We start from the raw sequence: 19,841 nt of genomic DNA, 5'->3' as shown, positions 1-19,841 counted from the left end.
GGATCCAGGACGATGCTTTCGCCCCTTGTTTTTGCATCATACCGAAAGCCGGAGGCGACCTTTCGGGACGATGCGCTCGAAACTCGGATAGGGAGCGGCGGGGGCTCAGCCTCCGCCTGGCCTTTCCGAAACGCTACTCGGCCGCCTGCCGCTCGCCGTAGCCGAGGCGCTGATTGAGTTCGCCGAGCAGCTTCACCGCCGCTTCCGCGATCACGGTGCCCGGCGGGAAGATCGCCGAGGCGCCCGCGGCGTAGAGGGCGTCGTAATCGCCCGGCGGGATCACGCCGCCGACCACGATCATCACGTCGTCGCGGCCCTCCTGCTTCAGGGCGGCCTTGAGTTCCGGCACTAGCGTCAGGTGGCCTGCCGCCAGCGAGGAGACGCCGACGATGTGCACGTCGTTCTCGACTGCTTGGCGTGCCGCCTCGTCGGGCGTGGCGAAGAGCGGCCCGATATCGACGTCGAAGCCGAGATCGGCGAAGGCCGAGGCGATCACCTTCTGGCCGCGGTCGTGCCCGTCCTGGCCCATCTTGGCGACCAGGATGCGCGGGCGGCGCCCGTCATTCTCCTCGAAGGCCTCGACGAGGCCGCGGACCTTTTCCACCACCGGCGACATGCCGCCTACCTCCCGCTTGTAGACGCCCGAGATCGAGCGGATCTCGGCGCGGTGACGGCCCCAAGCCTTCTCCAGCGCCTCCGAGATCTCGCCGACCGTGGCCTTGGCCCGCGCCGCGTTCACCGCCAGTTCGAGCAGGTTGCCCTCGCCGTCCGCGGCCTTCGTCAGGGCGGCCAAAGCCGCATCGACGTCGGCCTGGTTGCGCTCGGCCCGCAGGCGCTTGAGCTTGTCGATCTGCTTGGCGCGCACGTCGGCGTTGTCGACGCGCAGCAGGTCGATCTTCATCTCGTCGTCGGGCTTGTACTTGTTGATACCCACGATCGTCTGGCGCCCGGAATCGATCCGCGCCTGCGCGCGCGCCGCCGCCTCCTCGATGCGCAGCTTCGGGATGCCGGCCTCGATGGCTTTGGCCATGCCGCCGAGGCTTTCTACCTCGCGGATATGCTCCCAGGCGCGGTCGGCGATGTCCCGGGTCAGCCGCTCGACATAGTAGGAGCCGCCCCACGGATCGATGATCCGCGTCGTGCCGCTCTCCTGCTGCAGGAAGAGCTGGGTGTTGCGGGCGATGCGGGCCGAGAAGTCGGTCGGCAGCGCCAAAGCCTCGTCGAGCGCGTTGGTGTGGAGCGATTGCGTCCCGCCTTGCGTCGCCGCCATCGCCTCGATGCAGGTGCGGGTGACGTTGTTGAACACGTCCTGCGCCGTCAGCGACCAGCCGCTCGTCTGCGAGTGGGTGCGCAGGGGCAGCGACTTGTCGCTCTTCGGCTCGAACTCCTTGACGAGCTTGGCCCAGATCAGGCGCGCGGCCCGCATCTTGGCGATCTCCATGAAGAAGTTCATCCCGATCGCCCAGAAGAACGACAGGCGCGGGGCGAACTGGTCGATGGTCAGGCCCGCCGCGAGGCCGGCCTTGATGTACTCGACGCCGTCGGCGAGCGTGTAGGCGAGTTCGAGATCCTGCGTCGCCCCGGCTTCCTGCATGTGGTAGCCGGAGATCGAGATCGAGTTGAACTTCGGCATGTTCTTCGAGGTGTAGCCGAAGATGTCCGAGATGATCCGCATCGATCCCTTGGGGGGATAGATGTAGGTGTTGCGGACCATGAATTCCTTGAGGATGTCGTTCTGGATCGTGCCGGCGAGCTTTTCCGGCGGCACGCCCTGCTCCTCGGCCGCGACGATGTAGAGGGCGAGCACGGGCAGCACCGCGCCGTTCATCGTCATCGACACCGTCATCTCGTCGAGCGGAATGCCGGAGAACAGCGTGCGCATGTCGTAGATCGAGTCGATCGCGACACCCGCCATGCCGACATCGCCCGAGACACGCGGGTGGTCCGAATCGTAGCCGCGGTGCGTCGCGAGATCGAAAGCGACCGAGAGGCCCTTCTGGCCCGCGGCCAAGTTGCGCCGATAGAAGGCGTTCGAATCCTCGGCCGTGGAGAAGCCGGCATATTGCCGGATCGTCCAGGGCTGGGTGACGTACATCGCCGGATAGGGCCCGCGCAGGTAGGGCGGCAGGCCGGGGAACGAGTCGATCCCCTCGCAGCTCTCGCGGTCCTCAGGGCCGTAAAAACCCTTCACCGGAATGCCCTCGGGCGTCATCCACGGCTCCCCGGCCGGCGGCGGCGGCGCCTTGAAGCCGTCGGCCGCATAGGCGACGGAGGCGAAATCGGGGATGCGGGAGCTCATCGTGCGTCTGTTCCTGGCGTCAGTCTCGGCGTCGGCGGAGACGGTGATTTTTTTTGAGCATTATAGGCAAGCCACCAAACGCGGCTACTGTCCAGAAGGCTTGGCTCAGCGGCCGCGCTTGCGCCGGTTTCCTGTCACGTGATGACGGCCACGCGCATCCCAGCGCACGCTCGGCGCCGGCCCCGACGGCGCGGCGAGCCACGCCCGTCGCTGCGCGATCAGAGCCTTGAGCCGTTCGGCCCGCTTTTCCTTGCGGGTGCAGTCGCAGGCGCAGTCGGGGTCGAAGCCGTGGGGACCGCCCTCTCCCGAGAAAAGGCTGATCACCGCCAGCACAAGGCCGACCACGCCGATGACGCCGATCACCAGCGCCGGCCACGCGAGGCCGAGCCCGATGAGGACGGCGATGGCCGCCTTGCCCGCCAGCGTCCCGACCAGCTTCACTTTCAGGAGAGCGCCGAAGGTCGCCGCTGCGCCGGCCGATCCGCGTAGAGCCCGCAAGCTCCGCCTGCGAAAGCGCTTGCGCGCCATGAGCGCTTCGAGCCGGCGCAGTTCGCGTTCCATCCGCCGCCGGGCGGGTGCCCGATCCTCCACCGCGTTCGCCTGCACGCCCCCTCCCCGCTGCGCTTGCCGCGCCGAGTGTGGGCTGAGGCGAGCGTGACCGTCAAACCGCCGCTTTCCGCGGCTCGGGTCGTGCTGAGCGCACGGCGGAGGTTCGAACGGAATGGCGACGGGGCGAAGGGCACCGAGTGCGGCACGGAACTGGCCGTTCCTGGCGGGCTTCGTCGCGGCCGAGAGTCGGCTCGGCGAGCGCGCCCAGGCCATCGGCCGTTTGCCGGCCTTCGCCTACGAGTTCGTCAGGTTCGGGGTGAAGCAGGGCTGGGCCTGCCTGTTCGGCGGCTTGATCTGCGCACTGCTCATCGGCACGCACCTGTTCTACCCGGCCGACGCGCCGCTCTCGCGCTACGATTTCCTGACGCTCGCGGCGGTGCTGATCCAAGTCGCGCTGCTGGCGCTCGGCATGGAGACCTGGGAGGAGGCCAAGGTCATCGCGCTCTACCACGTCGTCGGGACGGCGATGGAGATCTTCAAGACAGGCGTCGGCTCATGGATCTACCCGGAGGCGAGCCTGCTGAAGATCATGGGCGTGCCGCTGTTCACCGGCTTCATGTATGCCAGCATCGGCTCCTACATCGCCCGCGTCTGGCGCCTGTTCGACTTCCGCTTCACCCGGCATCCGCCGCTGGCCTTCACGCTGCCGCTGGCAGGCGCGATCTACCTCAACTTCTTCAGCCACCATTACGTGGCCGACCTACGCGCGATGCTGTTCATTGCGACCGGCGTGCTGTTCGGGGGCACGGTCGTGCACTTCAAGGTCTGGCACGTGCATCGGCCAATGCCGCTGCTGCTCGGCTTCGTTCTCGTGTCGCTCTTCATCTGGCTGGCCGAGAACATCGGCACGGCAAGCCGCGTCTGGCTCTACCCAAACCAGGCGGCCGGCTGGTCGCCGGTCTCGGCGGCCAAGCTCGGCTCGTGGTTCCTGCTGATGATCGTGTCCTACGTGCTGGTCACGCTGGTGAGCCGGCCGGAGCCTTGCCCCGAGGCGGCACCCGCGCGGCCCGCCGATCCGGCTGAGCCGCGACCCGCGCGCTAGAGCCGTATCCGACCCCATTGCATCAGGCCGGCATCTCTAGGCCCTTGTTGTGACACGCATTCTTTCGACGAACCGGTTCCCGCTTCGTCGGAAGGCGCATCAAGGCCGCGATCAGTTGACGTAGGTGCGGATCCAGTTCGGGGAGAGGATCTCACCCTCTTCGGTGATGATCCAGGGCTGCTTCGAGGGGTCGCCGAGGGCGCCTTTCGCGGCGAGGAGAGCCTCGCGCAGGGTGTCGTAGCGCTCGGGCTGGGCCAGGGGAGACGAGGCCGGCAGGGTGCGCCAGATCGTCAGGTCGGCAGGACGTTCGAGAGCTTCGGTTTCCATCTCTTGCTCTTCCTGTTCGAACCGGGCCCGTTCGCGAAAGGATCGCGGCGGCGGCGGGCGCCGCTGGGCCGGTATGCTGAAAGTTCTAGGGCGATCGAAGCATCTCTGGGGCGGCTTTGCGATCAATTCGAGTGCTCGATGACCAATCGACCACCGTTTCGTCGCAGTTCCTCACCTGAACCTTGCCTTGGTTTCGCCAAGAATTGGTCCAGACCCACCCACCGATGCCTTCTCATCAGTAGGACGACACTGCGTATGAAACAGTATGCAATTGGTTACTCTTCGTGGGGGCATTCCTCGGTGCGGTGCCGCACCCACCTTCGCTGTGTAGGAAAGCGGGGATTTGTTGACGGGACGCCACACCGGACACAGCTAAGTCTCAATCACCGGACTCGCGCGCTCGGCGGCGCGTCGGACCCGACTCTTATGAGTTTGGTGGAGAGAACCTGAACGGGGCCCGTACCGCCGACGCGGCGCGGGTCGCTGGGTTCATGGTTGGGCAAGGGCTGAGCAAGGGCTGAGGTTGTCGTGCCGGATCGTTTCGTGCGCATCGCCTTGGGCGTGACGCTGGGCCTGCTGATCGCCTTCGTGGCGCAGCCCTACATCCTCGCCTTCCTGTATTCGGCGGACGCACCGCGCTCAGTGGCCGCCCGCGGCGACCTCTCGGCGGCGGAGAAGACCACCGTCGATCTGTTCGCCCGCGCCGCGCCCTCCGTCGTCCACGTCTTCGCCCAGGCGGCGGCGCAGGGGCGCTCGCTGATGGAGCCGGACGACGAGTTCGGCCAAGGGCCGGGCGGTGGCGAGCAGCAGCAGGGCTCCGGCACGCAGACCGGCACCGGCTTCGTCTGGGATGCGGCGGGCCATGTCGTGACCAACAATCACGTCGTCGAGGCCGCGACGAAGGGCGGCGGCTCGATCTCCGTTCGGCTCGCCTCGGGCGAAGTGGTCGGGGCGCGGGTCGTCGGCACCGCCCCGAGCTACGATCTCGCCGTGCTCCAACTCGGCCGTGTCGCCAAGATGCCCCCGCCGCTCGCTGTCGGAACCTCGGCCGACCTCAAGGTCGGGCAATCGGCCTTCGCCATCGGCAACCCGTTCGGCCTCGACCACACCCTTACCACCGGGGTCATCAGCGCGCTCCAGCGGCGCCTGCCGACGCAGGAGGGCCGGGAACTGTCGGGCGTCATCCAGACCGATGCGGCGATCAATCCGGGCAATTCCGGCGGGCCGTTGCTCGATTCTGCCGGGCGCCTGATCGGCGTCAACACGGCGATCTTCTCGCCCTCGGGCGCCAGCGCCGGCATCGGTTTCGCGGTGCCCGTCGATGTCGTCAACCGGGTGGTGCCGGACCTCATCAAGAACGGGCGGGTGCGCAATCCCGGCATCGGCATCATCGCCGGCCAGGAGGCGACCGCCGCCCGGCTCGGCATCGACGGCGTCGTGGTGCTGCGGGTGCTCCCCGGCTCGCCCGCGGCGCAGGCCGGCTTGCGCGGCGTCGATCCCCGCAGCGGCACGATCGGCGACGTCATCGTCGGCGCCAACGGCCGCCCGGTCCACCGCTTGTCGGACCTGACCGCCGTGGTCGAGGAAGCGGGCCTCGACCGCCCAGTGAGCCTGCTGGTGGAGCGCGACGGCCGAGTGCGGACGGTACGGGTGAACACCGCTGACGTGGCGCAGACGCGGTTGTAATTCCGCTCCGCGCGGAGCGACAGCCTGACGCCGCGGAGGCGTCCGCCGGCGCTTGAGGCCGGAAGGAATCCAGGGTGATCGCTTCAAGCGATTACCCCGCCCTGCGCCGGACGAGCGCTTTACCCGCGCGCCGAACCGGCCGATGACCGCGGGATGCTCATCGCCCTCGGCCTTCTGGCGCTCATCGGATTCTGGTGGCTCGGCCGCCGCAACGGGCGCTTGCCCTTCGGCCTGACGCCGCGCCTGCTCGCCGGCTACGCCCTGCTGGCAGCGGCCTTCGCACTGTCGCTCAAAGGGAGCTTCGTCCTGGCCTTTCTGCTCGGCGCAGGAGGCGTGTGGCTGACGGAGGGCGAGGCGGGCGTGATCCGGCGGGTCCGCGCGTGGCGCGGGCAGCGGGAGCCGCGGCAAGGGGAGCCACGGCAAGTGCGGACGGCCGCCGTTGAGTTCGACCTTCGCGCCGATGGCGAGCCGACGGACGGGACCGTTCTCGTCGGGCCCTTCGCCGGCCGTCGCCTGTCGGCGGTGCCGCCGGAGGCGCTGGTCGAGCTTGCCGCGCTGCTACGTGCCAACGATCCCGAGGGCGCCCGTGGGCTAGAGGCGTATCTCGACCGCTGGCAGCCCGGCTGGCGTGTAGACGCTGATGGCAACCGAGACCCGCGGCCGGGCGGCCCGGCGAAGCCAGGGTCGATGACGGAGGAGGAGGCCTATCAGGTCCTGGGGCTTGAGCGCGGGGCGTCCCTGGAAGACGTCCGCGCGGCTCATCGGGCGTTGATGAAGCGGCTGCATCCCGACCAGGGCGGCAGCGTCGAGCGTGCGGCGCGCGTGAACGCGGCGCGTGACAGACTTGTGAACCGACATCGCTAGAACTCCACGCGCGTTGTCAGGGTCGATGTGTCGAAAAACGTAGACGCCGCGTGTCGCGGCCCCTGTCATCGGGCGGCTGCCGGCCGAACGCGCCGGCAGCCGCACCGAGGATGGTTGTCGGAGACGATCAGCTCCGGGTCGCGAAGCAGTTGAAACCGTTCTTCTTCAGCGCGGCGCAGGCATCCTGCGCGGTGCTCTGCTCGGCAAATCCCGAGAAGCGGGCGCGGAACAGCGTGGTGCCGCCATGGGTGACGCGCACGGTGTAGGGCGCGGCCTTGGAGAGCATGCCGGTGCGGCTGCGGGCGTCGGCGAGGATCGACTTCGCCTTGTCCTCGTCGTCCATGGCGCCGAGCTGGATCACCCAGGGGCTCGGCGTGACGGGCCGCGCGCTGTCGCCGCGGGCATCCTTCGGCGGGCCCTCGGCGCGGGAGGCGACGCCTTCGACCGCAGGCAGGCGGGCGGTCGACTTACCGGCCGCTCCGGGGAACGGCGCCTGGGCCGCCGAGCCGGCATAGGCCTGGGCGGCGCCCGGCAGCGCCTGGAGGGCGGCGCGGCGCGATCCCGGCGTCGTGGTGGCCGGGCGGATGTCGAGCGGGGCGTTGCTGGTGGAACTCGTCGTCTCGATCTCGTCGTCATCCGCCGAGGCGAGGACGGTGCGGGTGCGGGAATCGGCCTCGGCGACGACCGCCGGGCGGCCGCGCTCGGCGACCTCGAACACGGGCGACGTCTGGCGGCTGCCGGCAAAGGCGCGGGGCAGGTTGGCGCGGACGAGATCGGCCATGATCCGGTCGCGGCTCGCGCCCGATTTGCCGCCGAGCACGATCGCGACGATCTGCCGGTCGCCGAGCTTGGCCGCGGTCATCAGGTTGAAGCCGGAATCGCGGGTGTAGCCGGTCTTGATGCCGTCTACGCCCTCGACATTGCCGAGCAGGCGGTTGTGGTTGCCGATGGTCCGGCCACGGAAGGCGAAGGAGCGGGTCTGGAAGTAGCGGTAGTAGCGCGGGAAGCGATCCTGGATCGCGCGGGCCAGCAGGGTGAGGTCGTGGGCCGTGGTGATCTGATCGGGGTCGGGCAGGCCGGAGGCGTTGGCGTAGTGCGTGCGGCTCATGCCGAGCGCCTTGGCCTTGCGCGTCATCATCTCGGCAAAGCGCGGCTCGGAGCCGGCGATGTTCTCGCCGATGGCGCAGGCGACATCGTTGGCTGACTTGGTGACGAGCGCCTTGATCGCCTCCTCGACGGTGACGGTCGAGCCGGGGCGCAGGCCCAGTTTCGACGGAGCCTGGGCGGCGGCGTTGGCCGAGATCGAGAGCGGCGAATCGAGGTCGTAGCGGCCCTTCTCGAGCTGCTCGAACAGCATGTAGAGGGTCATCACCTTGGTGATCGAGGCCGGGTGGCGCAGGGCGTCCTCGTTGACCGCGTGCAGCGTGCGGCCCGACTTCACGTCCACGACCATGGCAGCGTAGGGCGGGTTGTACCCGCTCACCGCCTTGCGGGCGTGGCCTCGGCGTTTTGCCTCGGCCGGGTCGGCCACCGCGACGAGAAAACTCGTCGCCAGGAGCAGCACGGCGACAGCGCGGGACCCCGTGGTGGGCCGGCCTTCTACGCGACGCATCTCGAAACCTTCGCCTCGACAGTCGGACGTTCAAGCCCGGCTGGCACCCTTCACGGACGCCGCCATCGGGTCCGCAATCTCTGTCGAAGACGGTAGGATGAACGCGGTTACGCGGCCGTTAATGCCGGGCGATGCGTGTGCGAGATCGTCCTTTCGCCACAGGGGTTAAGCCGATGTTGACGAGTCCGGCCCGGCGCGTCCGGTCAGGGCAACTTCCGGTCCGCCATGCGGCGTTTCGTCTTCGGAGCCAACAGCAGGCTGCGCCGGTGCGTGCGCGTGGGCGTGCGACCATCCACGTGCTCATCCGCGCGTTCAATCGCGGCGGACAGTTTCACGCACCTCACTGGCGCAGTCGCTGATCGGCCTATAGATTGCCTGTCGAGTGCCGCGTCCCTCACTGGGACACCGGCGCCGAAGGCTGCCAGACCAAGGTCGCTTCGATTCAGATGTATTCTAAGCTGATCCAGGACAACGTGCAGGAGGCGGGTCGGGGGCGGGTTCCGGTGCGTGCGGCCTCGACCCCGCGCAGCCCCGGCGACGACGACCGTTCGGGCACCGCCATCATCACCCGCACTAAACCGCGGGCGAAGCGGCCGAGCCTGTACCGCGTGCTGCTGCTCAACGACGACTACACGCCTCAGGAATTCGTCGTGCACATCCTGGAGCGGTTCTTCAACAAGAACCACGACGACGCCTACCGGATCATGATGCACGTCCACCACAATGGTGTGGGGGAGTGCGGCGTGTTCACCTACGAGGTCGCGGAAACGAAAGTGACGCAGGTGATGGATTTCGCCCGCAAGCACCAACATCCGCTTCAGTGCGTTATGGAAAAGAAATAGGCATCCAGCGAAGGCCAGAGCATTGCCCAGCTTCTCACGTAGCCTCGAGCAAGCCCTCCACCGCGCCCTGGCCCTGGCCGGAGAGCGCCGCCACGAATACGCGACCCTCGAACATCTTCTGCTCGCCCTTGTTGACGATCAGGATGCCGCCGCGGTGATGCGGGCCTGCAACGTCGAGATCGACGTGCTGCGCCGAAATCTCGTCGAGTACGTCGACACCGAACTCTCGAACCTCACGGGCGACGGGCGCCAGGACGCCAAGCCGACCGCCGGCTTCCAGCGCGTGATCCAACGCGCGGTGATCCACGTACAGTCCTCGGGCCGCGAGGAGGTGACCGGGGCCAACGTGCTCGTCGCAATCTTCGCCGAGCGTGAGAGCCACGCCGCCTACTTCCTGCAAGAGCAGGACATGACCCGCTACGACGCGGTGAACTACATCAGCCACGGCATCGCCAAGCGTCCGGGGGCCTCCGAGGCCAAGCCCGTGCGCGGTGCCGAGGAGGAGGCCGCGTCCGAGCGTCCCGGCGGCGAGGAAACCGAAGCGCGGCCCAAGAAGAAGGGCGATGCGCTCGACGCCTACTGCGTCAACCTCAACAAGAAGGCCCGGGACGGCAAGATCGACCCGCTGATCGGCCGCCATTCCGAGGTCGAGCGCACGATCCAGGTGCTCTGCCGCCGCCAGAAGAACAACCCGCTGCTGGTGGGCGACCCCGGCGTCGGCAAGACCGCGATCGCCGAAGGTCTTGCGCGCAAGATCATCCAGCACGAGGTGCCGGAAGTCCTGGCCGACGCCACGGTCTTCTCCCTCGACATGGGCACGCTGCTCGCCGGCACCCGCTACCGCGGCGACTTCGAGGAGCGCCTCAAGCAGGTGATGAAGGAAATCGAGGCGCACCCCAACGCCATCATGTTCATCGACGAGATCCACACCGTGATCGGTGCGGGTGCCACGTCGGGCGGCGCGATGGACGCCTCGAACCTTCTGAAGCCGGCGCTTGCCTCCGGCGCGCTGCGCTGCATCGGCTCGACCACCTACAAGGAGTACCGTCAGTACTTTGAGAAGGACCGCGCTCTCGTGCGCCGGTTCCAGAAGATCGACGTCAACGAGCCGTCGATCCCGGATACGATCGAGATCCTCAAGGGCCTGAAGCCGTATTTCGAGGAGTTCCACAAGCTCAAGTACACCACCGAGGCCGTGAAGGCTGCGGTGGAGCTGTCGGCGCGCTACATCAACGACCGCAAGCTGCCCGACAAGGCGATCGACGTGATCGACGAGACTGGCGCATCGCAGATGCTGGTGCCGGAGGCGCGCCGCAAGCGCACCATCGGCGTCAAGGAGATCGAGACCACCATCGCCACGATGGCGCGCATCCCGCCCAAAACCGTGTCGAAGGACGACGCGGTGGTTCTCAAGAACCTCACCGAGAACCTGAAGCGGGTCGTCTACGGCCAGACCAACGCCATCGAGGCGCTGACCTCGGCGATCAAGCTGGCCCGCGCCGGCCTGCGCGATCCCGACAAGCCGATCGGCTCCTATCTGTTCGCCGGCCCGACCGGCGTCGGCAAGACGGAAGCGGCCAAGCAGCTCGCGGCCTCGCTCGGCGTCGAGATGCTGCGGTTCGACATGTCGGAATACATGGAGCGCCATACTGTCTCGCGGCTGATCGGTGCGCCGCCTGGCTATGTCGGCTTCGATCAGGGCGGCTTGCTCACCGACGGGATCGACCAGCACCCGCACTGCGTGCTCCTGCTCGACGAGATCGAGAAGGCGCATCCGGACCTGTTCAACATCCTCCTGCAGGTGATGGATCACGGCAAGCTGACCGACCACAACGGCAAGCAGGTCGATTTCCGCAACGTCATCATCATCATGACGTCGAATGCGGGCGCCTCCGACATGGCGCGCTCCGCCTACGGCTTCACGCAGACGAAGCGCACTGGTGACGACGTGGAGGCGATCAACCGGCTATTCGCGCCGGAATTCCGCAACCGCCTCGATGCGATCATCTCGTTCGGCCACCTGCCGAAGGAGGTCGTTGCCAAGGTCGTCGACAAGTTCGTGCTCCAGCTCGAAGCGCAGCTCGCCGACCGCAACGTCACCATCGAGCTCTCGGACGAGGCCCGCGACTGGCTCGTAGAGAACGGCTACGATGACGCGATGGGCGCCCGCCCCATGGCCCGTCTGATCCAGTCCACGATCAAGACGCCGCTCGCCGACGAGGTGCTGTTTGGCCGCCTCAAGGACGGCGGTGCCGTCAAGGTCGTTCTGAAGAAGCCGGAAGCCGAGGACGGCAAGGACAAGGCCGAGCTCGCCTTCGAGTTCCCCGCCGGTCCCGTCACGCCCAAGCCCGAGACGGACGTCGCCAACGCAGCCAAGCGCAAGCGCTCTAAGCCGCGCTCGGCCCCGCGGAAGAAGACACCCAAGCGTGACGGTGGTCCGTCCGGGGGCGGTTCTTCCGGAGGCGGCTCTGTCCGCACCGTGCCGAAGGTGCCGCTCAAGGTCTGAGGGCACAGGGTCGCTCACCCGCAAGAGTGAGCGACCTTCGAAGCCGGCGCGGGTTGCGTTCCTGCGCCGGCTCCCGGATATGGGCGGCGCCGTTCTCCGTCGGAGAACCCGGCATCGGCCAGCAATGGGGGTCACATGACGAGCGACGCGCAGGAGGGTCCCCTCACGCCTGTCGCGCCACAGCCGGCTCCGGCCCGGCCGAAGCCGCTGACATCCCGCGAGAGACGCCGCCGCCGCCGCAAGGCCCGTCACCGCGGCGAGGAGATCCTTGGCTGGATCCTGGTGCCGGTGATCGTGTTCGGCCTGTTCTGGGGCGTGAACGCGGTGCTTGAGGCGATGGGCACCAGCCCCGGTGTGGTGTGGGATCAACTCATGCAGGTGAAGGCCGCGCTCGAGAAGAAGATGTAGCGCGGCCCGCCTGTCTTCTACTCTGCCGCCGCCTTACTCAACCCGATCCGCCGCCAGATTGTGCTGAGAGCATCCACGAGGTGGTCGATGTCGGCGTTGGAATGCAGCGGCGAAGGCGTGATGCGCAGGCGCTCTGTCCCGCGTGGCACAGTCGGATAGTTGATCGGCTGCACGTAGATGCCGAACTCGTCGAGCAGGGCATCGCTGATCGCCTTGCACAGCACGGGGTCGCAGACCATCACCGGCACGATGTGGCTGCGGTTGGCCAAAGTCGGGATGCCGGCTGCGTCCAGCGCCTGCCGCACCCGCGCCACCCGCTCCTGATGCCGCGCCCGCTCCACGGTGCTGGCCTTGAGGTGGCGGATGCTCGCTGCGGCGCCGGCGGCGACCGCGGGCGGAAGCGAGGTCGTGAAGATGAAGCCCGAGGCGAAGCTGCGCACGAAGTCGCAGAGCTGGTTCGAGCCAGTGATGTAGCCGCCATGGACGGCGAACGCCTTGCCCAGCGTTCCCTCGATCACGTCGAGTCGGTGGGCGAGCCCCATCCGCTCCGAGATGCCGCCGCCCCGCGCGCCGTAGAGGCCGACCGCGTGGACCTCGTCGAGATAGGTGAGCGCCCCGTGCGCCTCGGCCACGTCGCAGATCTCGTCGATCGGGGCGATGTCGCCATCCATGGAATAGACCGACTCGAAGGCAACGAGCTTGGCCCGGCCGGGCTCGATCAGCCCGAGCTTGCGGTTCAGATCTTCCGGATCGTTGTGGCGGAAGATCTGGCGTTCGGCCCGGCTCGAACGGATGCCCTCGATCATCGAGGCGTGGTTGCCCTCATCGGAGAAAACGACGCAATTTGGAAGTTTCGACGCGAGCGTGCCGAGCGCCGCCCAGTTCGAGACGTAGCCGGACGAGAAGATCAGCGCCGCTTCCTTGTCGTGGAGGTCGGCCAGTTCCTGCTCCAAGAGCACATGGTAGTGGTTGGTGCCGGAGATGTTGCGGGTGCCGCCCGCGCCGGCTCCGCATCGCTCGATCGCCTCGTGCATCGCCCGCAGCACCGAAGGGTGCTGACCCATGCCGAGATAGTCGTTCGAGCACCAGACGGTGACCTCGCGTTCACCGCCGGGGCTGTGATGCGTCGCGTAGGGAAAACGCCCCGCCTGCCGCTCCAGATCGGTGAAGACGCGGTAGCGCCCTTCCCGGTGGAGCCCGGTGATCGCATTGCCGAAGAACGCTTCGTAATCCATGCCGTCCTCCCCGAAGAAGATGATGCCGGTGGGCGGATCTTGCGTCCGCCTCACCTCATTCGCGGTGTACTGCCCGGGTTTCGGGCATCTCGGCCGCCGTGGGTGCGGCACGGCCGGGAAGGCTCCAGTTCCAGAGCGCCGCCGAGGGCAGCGGCAGCATCAGGAACCAGTGCTCCAGGGTGGCGAGCGCCGCGAGGGTTGCGAGCAGGGCAAAGCCCGTTACCGTCTGCGGCGCGGCCGCATCGCCGAGCGCGCCGCGGGCGAGCAGGACCGTCGCGGCGGTGCCCAGCGTCACCGAGAGCGGAAACAGCGGGTTCATCGGCCGGCGGCTCAGGTAGCAGGCGAGGTAGCCGAGATGCGGCGGCAGGAACTCGGCGTGGAGGTTGCGCACGCCGAGGAATAGGTTGAGCCGTGCCGAGGCGTTCATCAGCGTGAGCAGGCCGTAGGTCCAGAGCGCGACCCGGTTCCCCTCCCCCCAGGTGAGGCAGAGGATGGCGAGCCCGCCGATCAGGATCGCGAATTCGTGCCACAGGCTGGTGGCGAGCGCCGCGAAGAAGCGGTCGAACCCGCGCAGGTTCGGCGCGCAGGCGGCGGGCTTCGGGCCGGAGACGAAGCCCATGTAGTAGCTCATCTCCTGCCAGCCCCAGACGACCACCGCGGCGGTGAAGCCGAGATAGGCGCCCGTCTCCGTGTCGTCCTCGGCGACCGCGCGGATGGTCCAGAGCGCACCGGCCAGGACGGCGCTCGCCGCGACCATGCTGCGGGCGTGCGTCCGCCGCGGCAGGTGCTGGAGCACCAGCACCAGCCCGGTGGCCGACCACCACAGCAGGACGGCGTAGAGCGCCGGAGCGGCGTAGACGCCCATGCTACCAGACCGGATCGAGGCGGATGTCGGCGGGCATCGCGTTCTGCTTGACCGGCAGCAGGTAGAGCCGCGCGAAGGTCACGGCCGCGACCACGGTCTGGGCGCCGTGCTTCAGTTTCCCCGACAGGCCCCCTTCCGCCTTGGCGGCAGCGATCTTGTCGGCGCAGACCAGGAGCCGGTCGAGCCCCGCCTTGAAGCGCGGATCGTCGAGGTCGAGGGTGATCGGGAAGGTTTGCTTCGAGATCTCGGACGTAATCCGGAAAACCTTGAAGTCGTAGTCGGTCGGATCAACCCCGAGCGCCTTGTGGAAGGCCGGGCGGCAATGGTCACGGACATACATCGTCGCGAACACCGCCAGCAGGAAGAAGCGGATCCAATAGCGGTTGACGCCCGTCGTCAGCCGAGGGTTGGCGCGCATGAGGAGCGCGAACGCCTCGCCGTGGCGGAACTCGTCGTTACACCACTTCTCGAACCACTTGAAGATCGGGTGGATGCGCCGTTCCGGATGCCGCTCCAGCTCGCGATAGATGGTGATGTAGCGGGCGTAGCCGATCTTCTCCGAGAGATAGGTAGCGTAGAAGATGAACTTCGGCTTGAAGAAGGTGTACTTCTTCGCCTTCGTCAGGAAGCCGAGATCGACGCCGACGCCGAAGTCCTTCAGCGTATCGTTGATGAAACCGGCATGCCGCGCCTCGTCACGGCTCATGAAGCCGAACAGCTCCTTGATGTCCTTGTTCTTCGCGCGCTTGCGCATCTCCGCGTAGAGCACGCAGCCCGAGAACTCGGCCGTGATCGAGGAGACGAGGAAGTCGAGGAACTCCTTGCGCAGCTCCGGGTCCATGTCGGCGAGGTCGCAATCGAACTCTTCGTTGCGCACGAAATGGCGCTTGTTCGGGTCCGAGCGCAGCTCCTCGATTAGGATGTCCCACTCGCGGCGCACGGGCTCGACATCGGTGCGGTCGAGCTCGTCGAAATCGGTGGTGTAGAAGCGCGGGCTCAGGAACGTCGTCTGTTGCGCGCTCTTCGTCGATTCGTTGAGCGGCTGGCGCGGGAGGGGCACTCCCGCAGCGGCTTGGGGCTGGACGTTGGCGTTCACAGCTTCCTCCGTTCGGAAAAGCTCACCTCGTAGAGCTCGGTCAGCTCGAGATGGGCGATTAGCTTGGTCCAGGCCCGCTCCAGCCGGCCCGCGCGGGTCACGGTGGCGGTGCGGCGAACGGTGATGCGCTCGCCATAGGGCACCTCGGTCGGCGCATCGTGAACCTGGACCTCGTCGCCGGGCTCGATCTCGAACCCGCCATCCAGCGTCACGTGCGCGTGCAGGCTCTCCGGCGTCTGTTCGATCTCGACGGTGCAAGGCACCTCGACGACCGTCTTGCCGATCCAGGCCATGTCCGCCCCCTCTCCCATCACCGCAGCTCCGTGCCGGGCAGCAGGCGGGCGAAGGCCTTCGCATTCGAAGGGCCGAAGGCCAGCAGCGGCACTTGCCGCCCGGTGGCCCCATCCTCCAACGACAAAGTCCCGTTGTCGAATCGCGTGAGGGTGAACGGCGGCTCGCGGCTCAGGCCCTCGCGCTGCCGGGCCTGGGCGAGCCCGCGCAGCGTGCCGCGGATGAAGCCGTCCTGCCCCGGCTCGATCCGGGCGACCAGCTTTCCGTCCCCGGCCTCGCGCAGGTCGATGGCGCCGTCCGGCTGGTCCTCGGCGTGGAAGGCCAGGGTCTGAACCGGGTGGGCGGCCGGTGCCTCCGGCCCCGTCTCCCGTCCGCGGCCGAGGACGACGGCAAGAATCGCCACCGTGAGCAGGGCTGCGACGGCCATAAGCGCCGGCCGCTGGGATTGCGGCTTTTGCGGCGGGCGGCGAAAATTCAGCTCGACGGGCATCGGTCTCACGCTCCGCTATCGGGCCCCGGCGGTCGCGAGGCGGCCGGGGGCGGCACTCGCGCGTCCGGTCGCGGCGGGTTCCACGGCGCGTGCCGGCCCTCTGGCGGCCGCCTCGGCCGAACCTTCGGTCTGCGCCGCGAGCGCCGGCGCAAGCAGGGCCACCACGCTCCGGGCCTCGGGCACCGAGCGCAGCATCGGCTCCGGCCGGCTCACGCGCCAGGGCCGGGCATGCGGCCAGAGATGCAGGTAGGCGACCCGCTCGCCCGGCGGCAGGCGCAGGGGGATGTCGCCGGTGCCGTCGGCAAACAGTCGCAGGTCCGCCGATTCGATCCGGGTGAGCGGCAGGTTCAGGGTGATCGGCAGGGCGATGCCGACATGCAGCACCATGCGCTGGTCGGTGAGCGTGTAGACCGTGGTGCGGTGGACGAGCCAAGCGAGGACACTCAGCAGGCCGAGCGCCGCGACGCCGATCAGCAGGGTCGGACCCGCGACGGTAAGAGCGTGCGCCGGGCCCCCGCTCGCGGCGGCGCCGATGGCCAGCACCGTGGCGGTGCCGGCGAACCACACCATCACGAGCCGGGCGTGGAAAGCGCGCAGCAGCACGCCGGAGAGGCTCGGGGCGCCGCGCCACAGGATGCGCTCCCCCGGCGGTAACGGGCCGGGCAGACCCCGCAGCGTCCCTTCGGGCAGGAAGTCAGAGTCGCTCATAGGATCGGCTCCGCACGAGCGGGCGAGGCGTAGAGGGTGCCGGCGCCGAAATACGCCATGATCCGCTCCTCCTCGAGCAGGGTGACGGAGTCGGGATCCTTGGTTCCGGGGATATCGGCGAACTGTGCCGCCAGCAGCGCCTCGGTCTTCACCGTGCGGGAGAAGCGGCCGGTGGTGCAGAACGTCACCGGCATCAGCACCCGGCGCCCGCCCGCGCCGAGTTCGACCTCGTAGTAGCGCACGAAGGATTCGCCGCGATCGAGCCAGAGATCGACGACGGTGCCGGCGATCTGCCGGTCGACGCCGTAGACCGGCATGCCGATCGGGTTCGGCCCGTCCTCGTGGACCACGAAGGCGTCGGCGACGCGTAAGGGGACGATCCTATACTCGTTGTCCCAGGTCCGGTCGTGCTCGTCGTGGCGCGGCACCCAGGAGCCGGGTCCGACGCCGGCCTGGAGCGAGGTGTCGGTGCGGAAGTAGGGGGCGCCGGGGAAGGCCTCGCGGCGTGCACTCGGCACGTTCGCGTCGTAGGCGACGTTGGCCTGCGGCGCGTACATCGTGTGGCCGCTCGACAGGTGGAAGGCCTTCGGCGACGGGATGAGGATCGGGTCCGGGCTCTTCAGCCGGCCGGCGGCCTCGTTCTCGAGCGGGTAGCCCTCACGCCGATCCTCTCGGCGCAGGTAGAAGACGAGGCCCGCAAAGAAGATCCAGAACGCGTAGAGCGTGACCTGCGCGACATCGATGTAACCGGTGATCTCGCCTCTGGGCATGGCAGGCCTCCGATCAGGTAGGACGGTTGACGAGGGGGTCGAACGAACCGGAACGTCGCTCGTTCGGATGGGTGGAACGGGGGGCGTCCGCGCGCACGAGCGGGCCGAGCGCGATCAGCGTGGCGAAGAGCAGCGCGATCTCGACGTGGTAGACGATGAGGTAGCCGATGGCCGGCTCGTTCATGCCTTCGCCGAGGGCGCCCGACTGCGCCACCGCGGCGCCGAGATCGCGCAGGATGCCGCTGGCGGCGATGGCGAGGCCCGCGGCGGTCGCCTGCGCTGCGCCCCAGGCGCCGAGCGCGAGGCCGGTATCCTCGGGCCCGGCCTTGGCCATGGAGGCGGTGAGCGTGCCGTGGGCGAACAATCCGCCGCCGATCCCGATCAGCGTGACGCCCGCTGCAAACAGCCGGGCCGAGGCAAGGGGTGCGGCGAAGATCACCGCCGAGAAGGCTGCGATGCCGATCACCGCGCCCGTTGCCGCGACCCGGTAGGGGTCGCCGCCGCGGTTGAGCCAGCGCGCCGCTGCGATCAGCCCTAGGCCGCCACCGGCCGCGAGCATCGCGGTGAGCGCCGTGGTCTGCGCCACGGTGAGGCCGAGGATCTGGCCGCCATAGGGTTCGAGCAGGATGTCCTGCATCGAGAACGCCGCGGTGCCGAGCGCGATCGCCGCAAGCCGCCGCTGTGCGGTGCGCTCCCCGGCATAGCCGCGCCAGGAGTGGGCGAAGCTCGGCCGCGGCGCCGCCCGGTCGGTGCGGTGCGGATCGCGCGGCTCCTGCTTCCACAGGGCGACGCCGTTGAGCACGATCGTGACCAGCGCCGCGCCCTGGATCACCTGGATCAGGCGGACGGCCGAGAAGTTCGCCAGCGCCAGCCCGAACAGCACGGCGCTGCCCATCATGCCGGCAAGCAGCATGGCGCAGAGGAGCGCCACCACCTTCGGGCGGGCGTGCGCCGGGGCGAGGTCGGTGGCCAGCGCCAGCCCGACGGTCTGCGTGGTGTGAAGCCCCGCGCCGACGAGCAGGAAGGCCAGCGCCGCCGCAACATGGCCGACCCAGAGCGGACCGGTGGTGTCGCCCGACAGGATCAGCAGAGCGAACGGCATGATCGCCAGCCCGCCGAATTGCAGCAGCGTGCCGAACCAGATGTAGGGCACCCGCCGCCAGCCGAGCACCGAGCGGTGCGTATCGGAACGGAAGCCGATTAGCGCCCGCAAGGGGGCGAACAGCAGCGGCAGCGACAGCATCACCGCGACGATCCACGCCGGCACTGCAAGCTCGACGATCATCACCCGGTTGAGCGTGCCGATCAGCAGCACGGCGGCCATCCCGACCGTGACCTGGAACAGTGCGAGCCGCATCAGGCGCCCGAGGGGCAGCTCCTTCGTCGCCGCGTCGGCGAAGGGCAAGATCGCCGGGCCGAGGCGAAGCAGCGCCTGGGTGATGGCGAGGCCGGATTTCATCGAGCGGCCCCGCTCTCGATTGCCGATGACGCCGTCTTGCGCAGCTCGATCGCGTTCGAGAGGTAGAAACCGCTGTTGACCCGGTGCGTCCGCTCGACGGCGAAACGCGTCAGCGCTCGCTCCGCTGCGATGCGCCGCCGAAGGCCGCTCTCGGTGATCGGCACGATGGCGGGCGCCCGGTCGGCCTTCGGAAATAGCTTGCCGGCCGCGTGCATCAGCGTCAGCAGCGCCGTGCGCGGGGCGACCGTGAACAGCAGGCTGCCATCGGTGCGCAGGGAGAGTTCGGCGAGCGCCCGGACGATGTCCGGCGCCTGGTAATGGATCAGCGAATCCATTGCGACGACGTGGTCGAAGCGGCCGAGCCAGGGGTCGAGCATGTCACCGACCCGGAAGTCGACGGAGCCCGGACCGGGGATCGTGGGTAGACGCTCGCGGGCGAGCCCGATCAGCGTCGGCGAGACGTCGATCGCCGTCACCTCCGCGCCCCGCCGCGCGGCCTCGACCGCGAGCGCGCCGGTGCCGCAGCCGGCATCGAGCAGGCGCAGGCCGGTGAGATCCGCCGGAAGCCAACTCAGCAGGTTAGCGCGCATGGTGTCGCGCCCAGCCCGCACCGTGGCGCGGATCTTCGAGACCGGTGCGTCGGAGGTGAGGCGCGACCAGGCTTCCACCGCGGTGCGGTCGAAGTAGGTCTCCAACTGGGAGCGGCGGGTGAGGTAGGGCGTGCTCATCAGT

Annotated in this window: 19 protein-coding genes; 6 read left to right on the top strand and 13 right to left on the bottom strand. The window is 68.4% G+C overall.

Annotated features, from left to right (window positions below; translation table 11 throughout):
* Nucleotides 1–133: 133 nt before the first annotated feature.
* Entirely contained in the window at nt 134–2,299 is a 2,166-nt protein-coding gene (gene scpA / locus MKK50_RS16635) for a methylmalonyl-CoA mutase (protein WP_499023894.1), read from the bottom strand.
* 105 nt (nt 2,300–2,404) lie between these two features.
* Nucleotides 2,405–2,905, bottom strand: coding sequence for a Coa1/Tim21 domain-containing protein (locus MKK50_RS16630; protein WP_499023892.1), 501 nt, complete (start codon nt 2,903–2,905; stop codon nt 2,405–2,407).
* 115 nt (nt 2,906–3,020) lie between these two features.
* Between MKK50_RS16630 and MKK50_RS16625 the strand changes: the two genes are divergently transcribed.
* Complete coding sequence (locus MKK50_RS16625) at nt 3,021–3,950, top strand: DUF817 domain-containing protein (protein ID WP_499023890.1); 930 nt, start codon at nt 3,021–3,023, stop codon at nt 3,948–3,950.
* Between the two features lie 111 nt (nt 3,951–4,061).
* On the opposite strand, the gene MKK50_RS16620 is transcribed toward MKK50_RS16625, so the two are convergent.
* Nucleotides 4,062–4,277 (bottom strand): hypothetical protein, encoded by a 216-nt coding sequence (locus tag MKK50_RS16620; RefSeq protein ID WP_003600916.1) that lies wholly within the window; start codon nt 4,275–4,277, stop codon nt 4,062–4,064.
* Nucleotides 4,278–4,805: 528 nt separating this feature from the next.
* On the opposite strand from MKK50_RS16620, the gene MKK50_RS16615 reads away from it, so the two are divergent.
* The gene (locus MKK50_RS16615) at nt 4,806–5,963 is read left to right on the top strand and encodes a S1C family serine protease (protein ID WP_499023888.1); all 1,158 of its coding nucleotides are present in this window, start codon (nt 4,806–4,808) and stop codon (nt 5,961–5,963) included.
* 153 nt (nt 5,964–6,116) lie between these two features.
* Nucleotides 6,117–6,827: a J domain-containing protein gene (locus tag MKK50_RS16610; RefSeq protein ID WP_499023887.1), complete on the top strand. Its 711-nt coding sequence runs from the start codon at nt 6,117–6,119 to the stop codon at nt 6,825–6,827.
* 127 nt (nt 6,828–6,954) lie between these two features.
* Here MKK50_RS16610 and MKK50_RS16605 read toward each other — a convergent pair whose 3' ends face one another.
* Complete coding sequence (locus tag MKK50_RS16605; protein WP_499023886.1) at nt 6,955–8,439, bottom strand: serine hydrolase; 1,485 nt, start codon at nt 8,437–8,439, stop codon at nt 6,955–6,957.
* A 446-nt stretch (nt 8,440–8,885) separates the two neighbouring features.
* Here MKK50_RS16605 and clpS point away from each other — a divergent pair, with 446 nt between their 5' ends.
* The 3 genes from clpS (at nt 8,886) to MKK50_RS16590 (ending at nt 12,195) form a co-directional block, all read left to right on the top strand.
* Nucleotides 8,886–9,281: an ATP-dependent Clp protease adapter ClpS gene (gene clpS / locus MKK50_RS16600; RefSeq protein ID WP_499024091.1), complete on the top strand. Its 396-nt coding sequence runs from the start codon at nt 8,886–8,888 to the stop codon at nt 9,279–9,281.
* 22 nt (nt 9,282–9,303) lie between these two features.
* On the top strand, nt 9,304–11,787 hold the full coding sequence (clpA, locus tag MKK50_RS16595) for an ATP-dependent Clp protease ATP-binding subunit ClpA (protein ID WP_499023884.1): 2,484 nt from the start codon (nt 9,304–9,306) through the stop codon (nt 11,785–11,787).
* Between the two features lie 135 nt (nt 11,788–11,922).
* Nucleotides 11,923–12,195 (top strand): hypothetical protein, encoded by a 273-nt coding sequence (locus tag MKK50_RS16590; protein WP_499023882.1) that lies wholly within the window; start codon nt 11,923–11,925, stop codon nt 12,193–12,195.
* A 17-nt stretch (nt 12,196–12,212) separates the two neighbouring features.
* Here MKK50_RS16590 and hemA read toward each other — a convergent pair whose 3' ends face one another.
* From hemA to bchM, 9 genes are read right to left on the bottom strand one after another with little or no spacing between them, the layout of a single operon-like run.
* Complete coding sequence (hemA, locus tag MKK50_RS16585) at nt 12,213–13,430, bottom strand: 5-aminolevulinate synthase (RefSeq protein ID WP_499023880.1); 1,218 nt, start codon at nt 13,428–13,430, stop codon at nt 12,213–12,215.
* A 55-nt stretch (nt 13,431–13,485) separates the two neighbouring features.
* A complete protein-coding gene (puhE, locus tag MKK50_RS16580; RefSeq protein ID WP_499023878.1) occupies nt 13,486–14,295 on the bottom strand; it encodes a putative photosynthetic complex assembly protein PuhE in 810 nt (269 codons plus the stop codon).
* Nucleotide 14,296: 1 nt separating this feature from the next.
* The gene (acsF, locus tag MKK50_RS16575) at nt 14,297–15,391 is read right to left on the bottom strand and encodes a magnesium-protoporphyrin IX monomethyl ester (oxidative) cyclase (protein ID WP_499023876.1); all 1,095 of its coding nucleotides are present in this window, start codon (nt 15,389–15,391) and stop codon (nt 14,297–14,299) included.
* Nucleotides 15,388–15,684 carry an O2-dependent cyclase accessory protein gene (locus tag MKK50_RS16570; protein ID WP_253373963.1) on the bottom strand — a complete coding sequence of 99 codons (297 nt, stop codon included), beginning with the start codon at nt 15,682–15,684 and terminating at the stop codon, nt 15,388–15,390. Before MKK50_RS16570 ends, acsF begins: the two co-directional genes overlap by 4 nt.
* Nucleotides 15,685–15,701: 17 nt before the next feature.
* A complete protein-coding gene (gene puhC / locus MKK50_RS16565) occupies nt 15,702–16,172 on the bottom strand; it encodes a photosynthetic complex assembly protein PuhC (RefSeq protein WP_499023875.1) in 471 nt (156 codons plus the stop codon).
* A gap of 15 nt (nt 16,173–16,187) precedes the next feature.
* Entirely contained in the window at nt 16,188–16,880 is a 693-nt protein-coding gene (gene puhB, locus MKK50_RS16560) for a photosynthetic complex putative assembly protein PuhB (RefSeq protein WP_499023871.1), read from the bottom strand.
* Complete coding sequence (puhA, locus tag MKK50_RS16555; protein ID WP_499023869.1) at nt 16,877–17,650, bottom strand: photosynthetic reaction center subunit H; 774 nt, start codon at nt 17,648–17,650, stop codon at nt 16,877–16,879. The genes puhB and puhA overlap by 4 nt, the downstream gene beginning before the upstream one ends.
* A gap of 13 nt (nt 17,651–17,663) precedes the next feature.
* On the bottom strand, nt 17,664–19,109 hold the full coding sequence (locus MKK50_RS16550) for a BCD family MFS transporter (RefSeq protein WP_499023866.1): 1,446 nt from the start codon (nt 19,107–19,109) through the stop codon (nt 17,664–17,666).
* Nucleotides 19,106–19,837 (bottom strand): magnesium protoporphyrin IX methyltransferase, encoded by a 732-nt coding sequence (gene bchM / locus MKK50_RS16545; protein WP_499023865.1) that lies wholly within the window; start codon nt 19,835–19,837, stop codon nt 19,106–19,108. Before bchM ends, MKK50_RS16550 begins: the two co-directional genes overlap by 4 nt.
* Nucleotides 19,838–19,841 lie beyond the last annotated feature (4 nt).

The organism is Methylobacterium sp. J-043 (assembly GCF_022829505.1).
GTDB classification, from domain to species: Bacteria; Pseudomonadota; Alphaproteobacteria; order Rhizobiales; family Beijerinckiaceae; genus Methylobacterium; species Methylobacterium extorquens_A.
The sequence above is the reverse complement of the archived record's forward strand: the minus strand, read 5'-3'. Positions and strand labels throughout refer to the sequence as shown.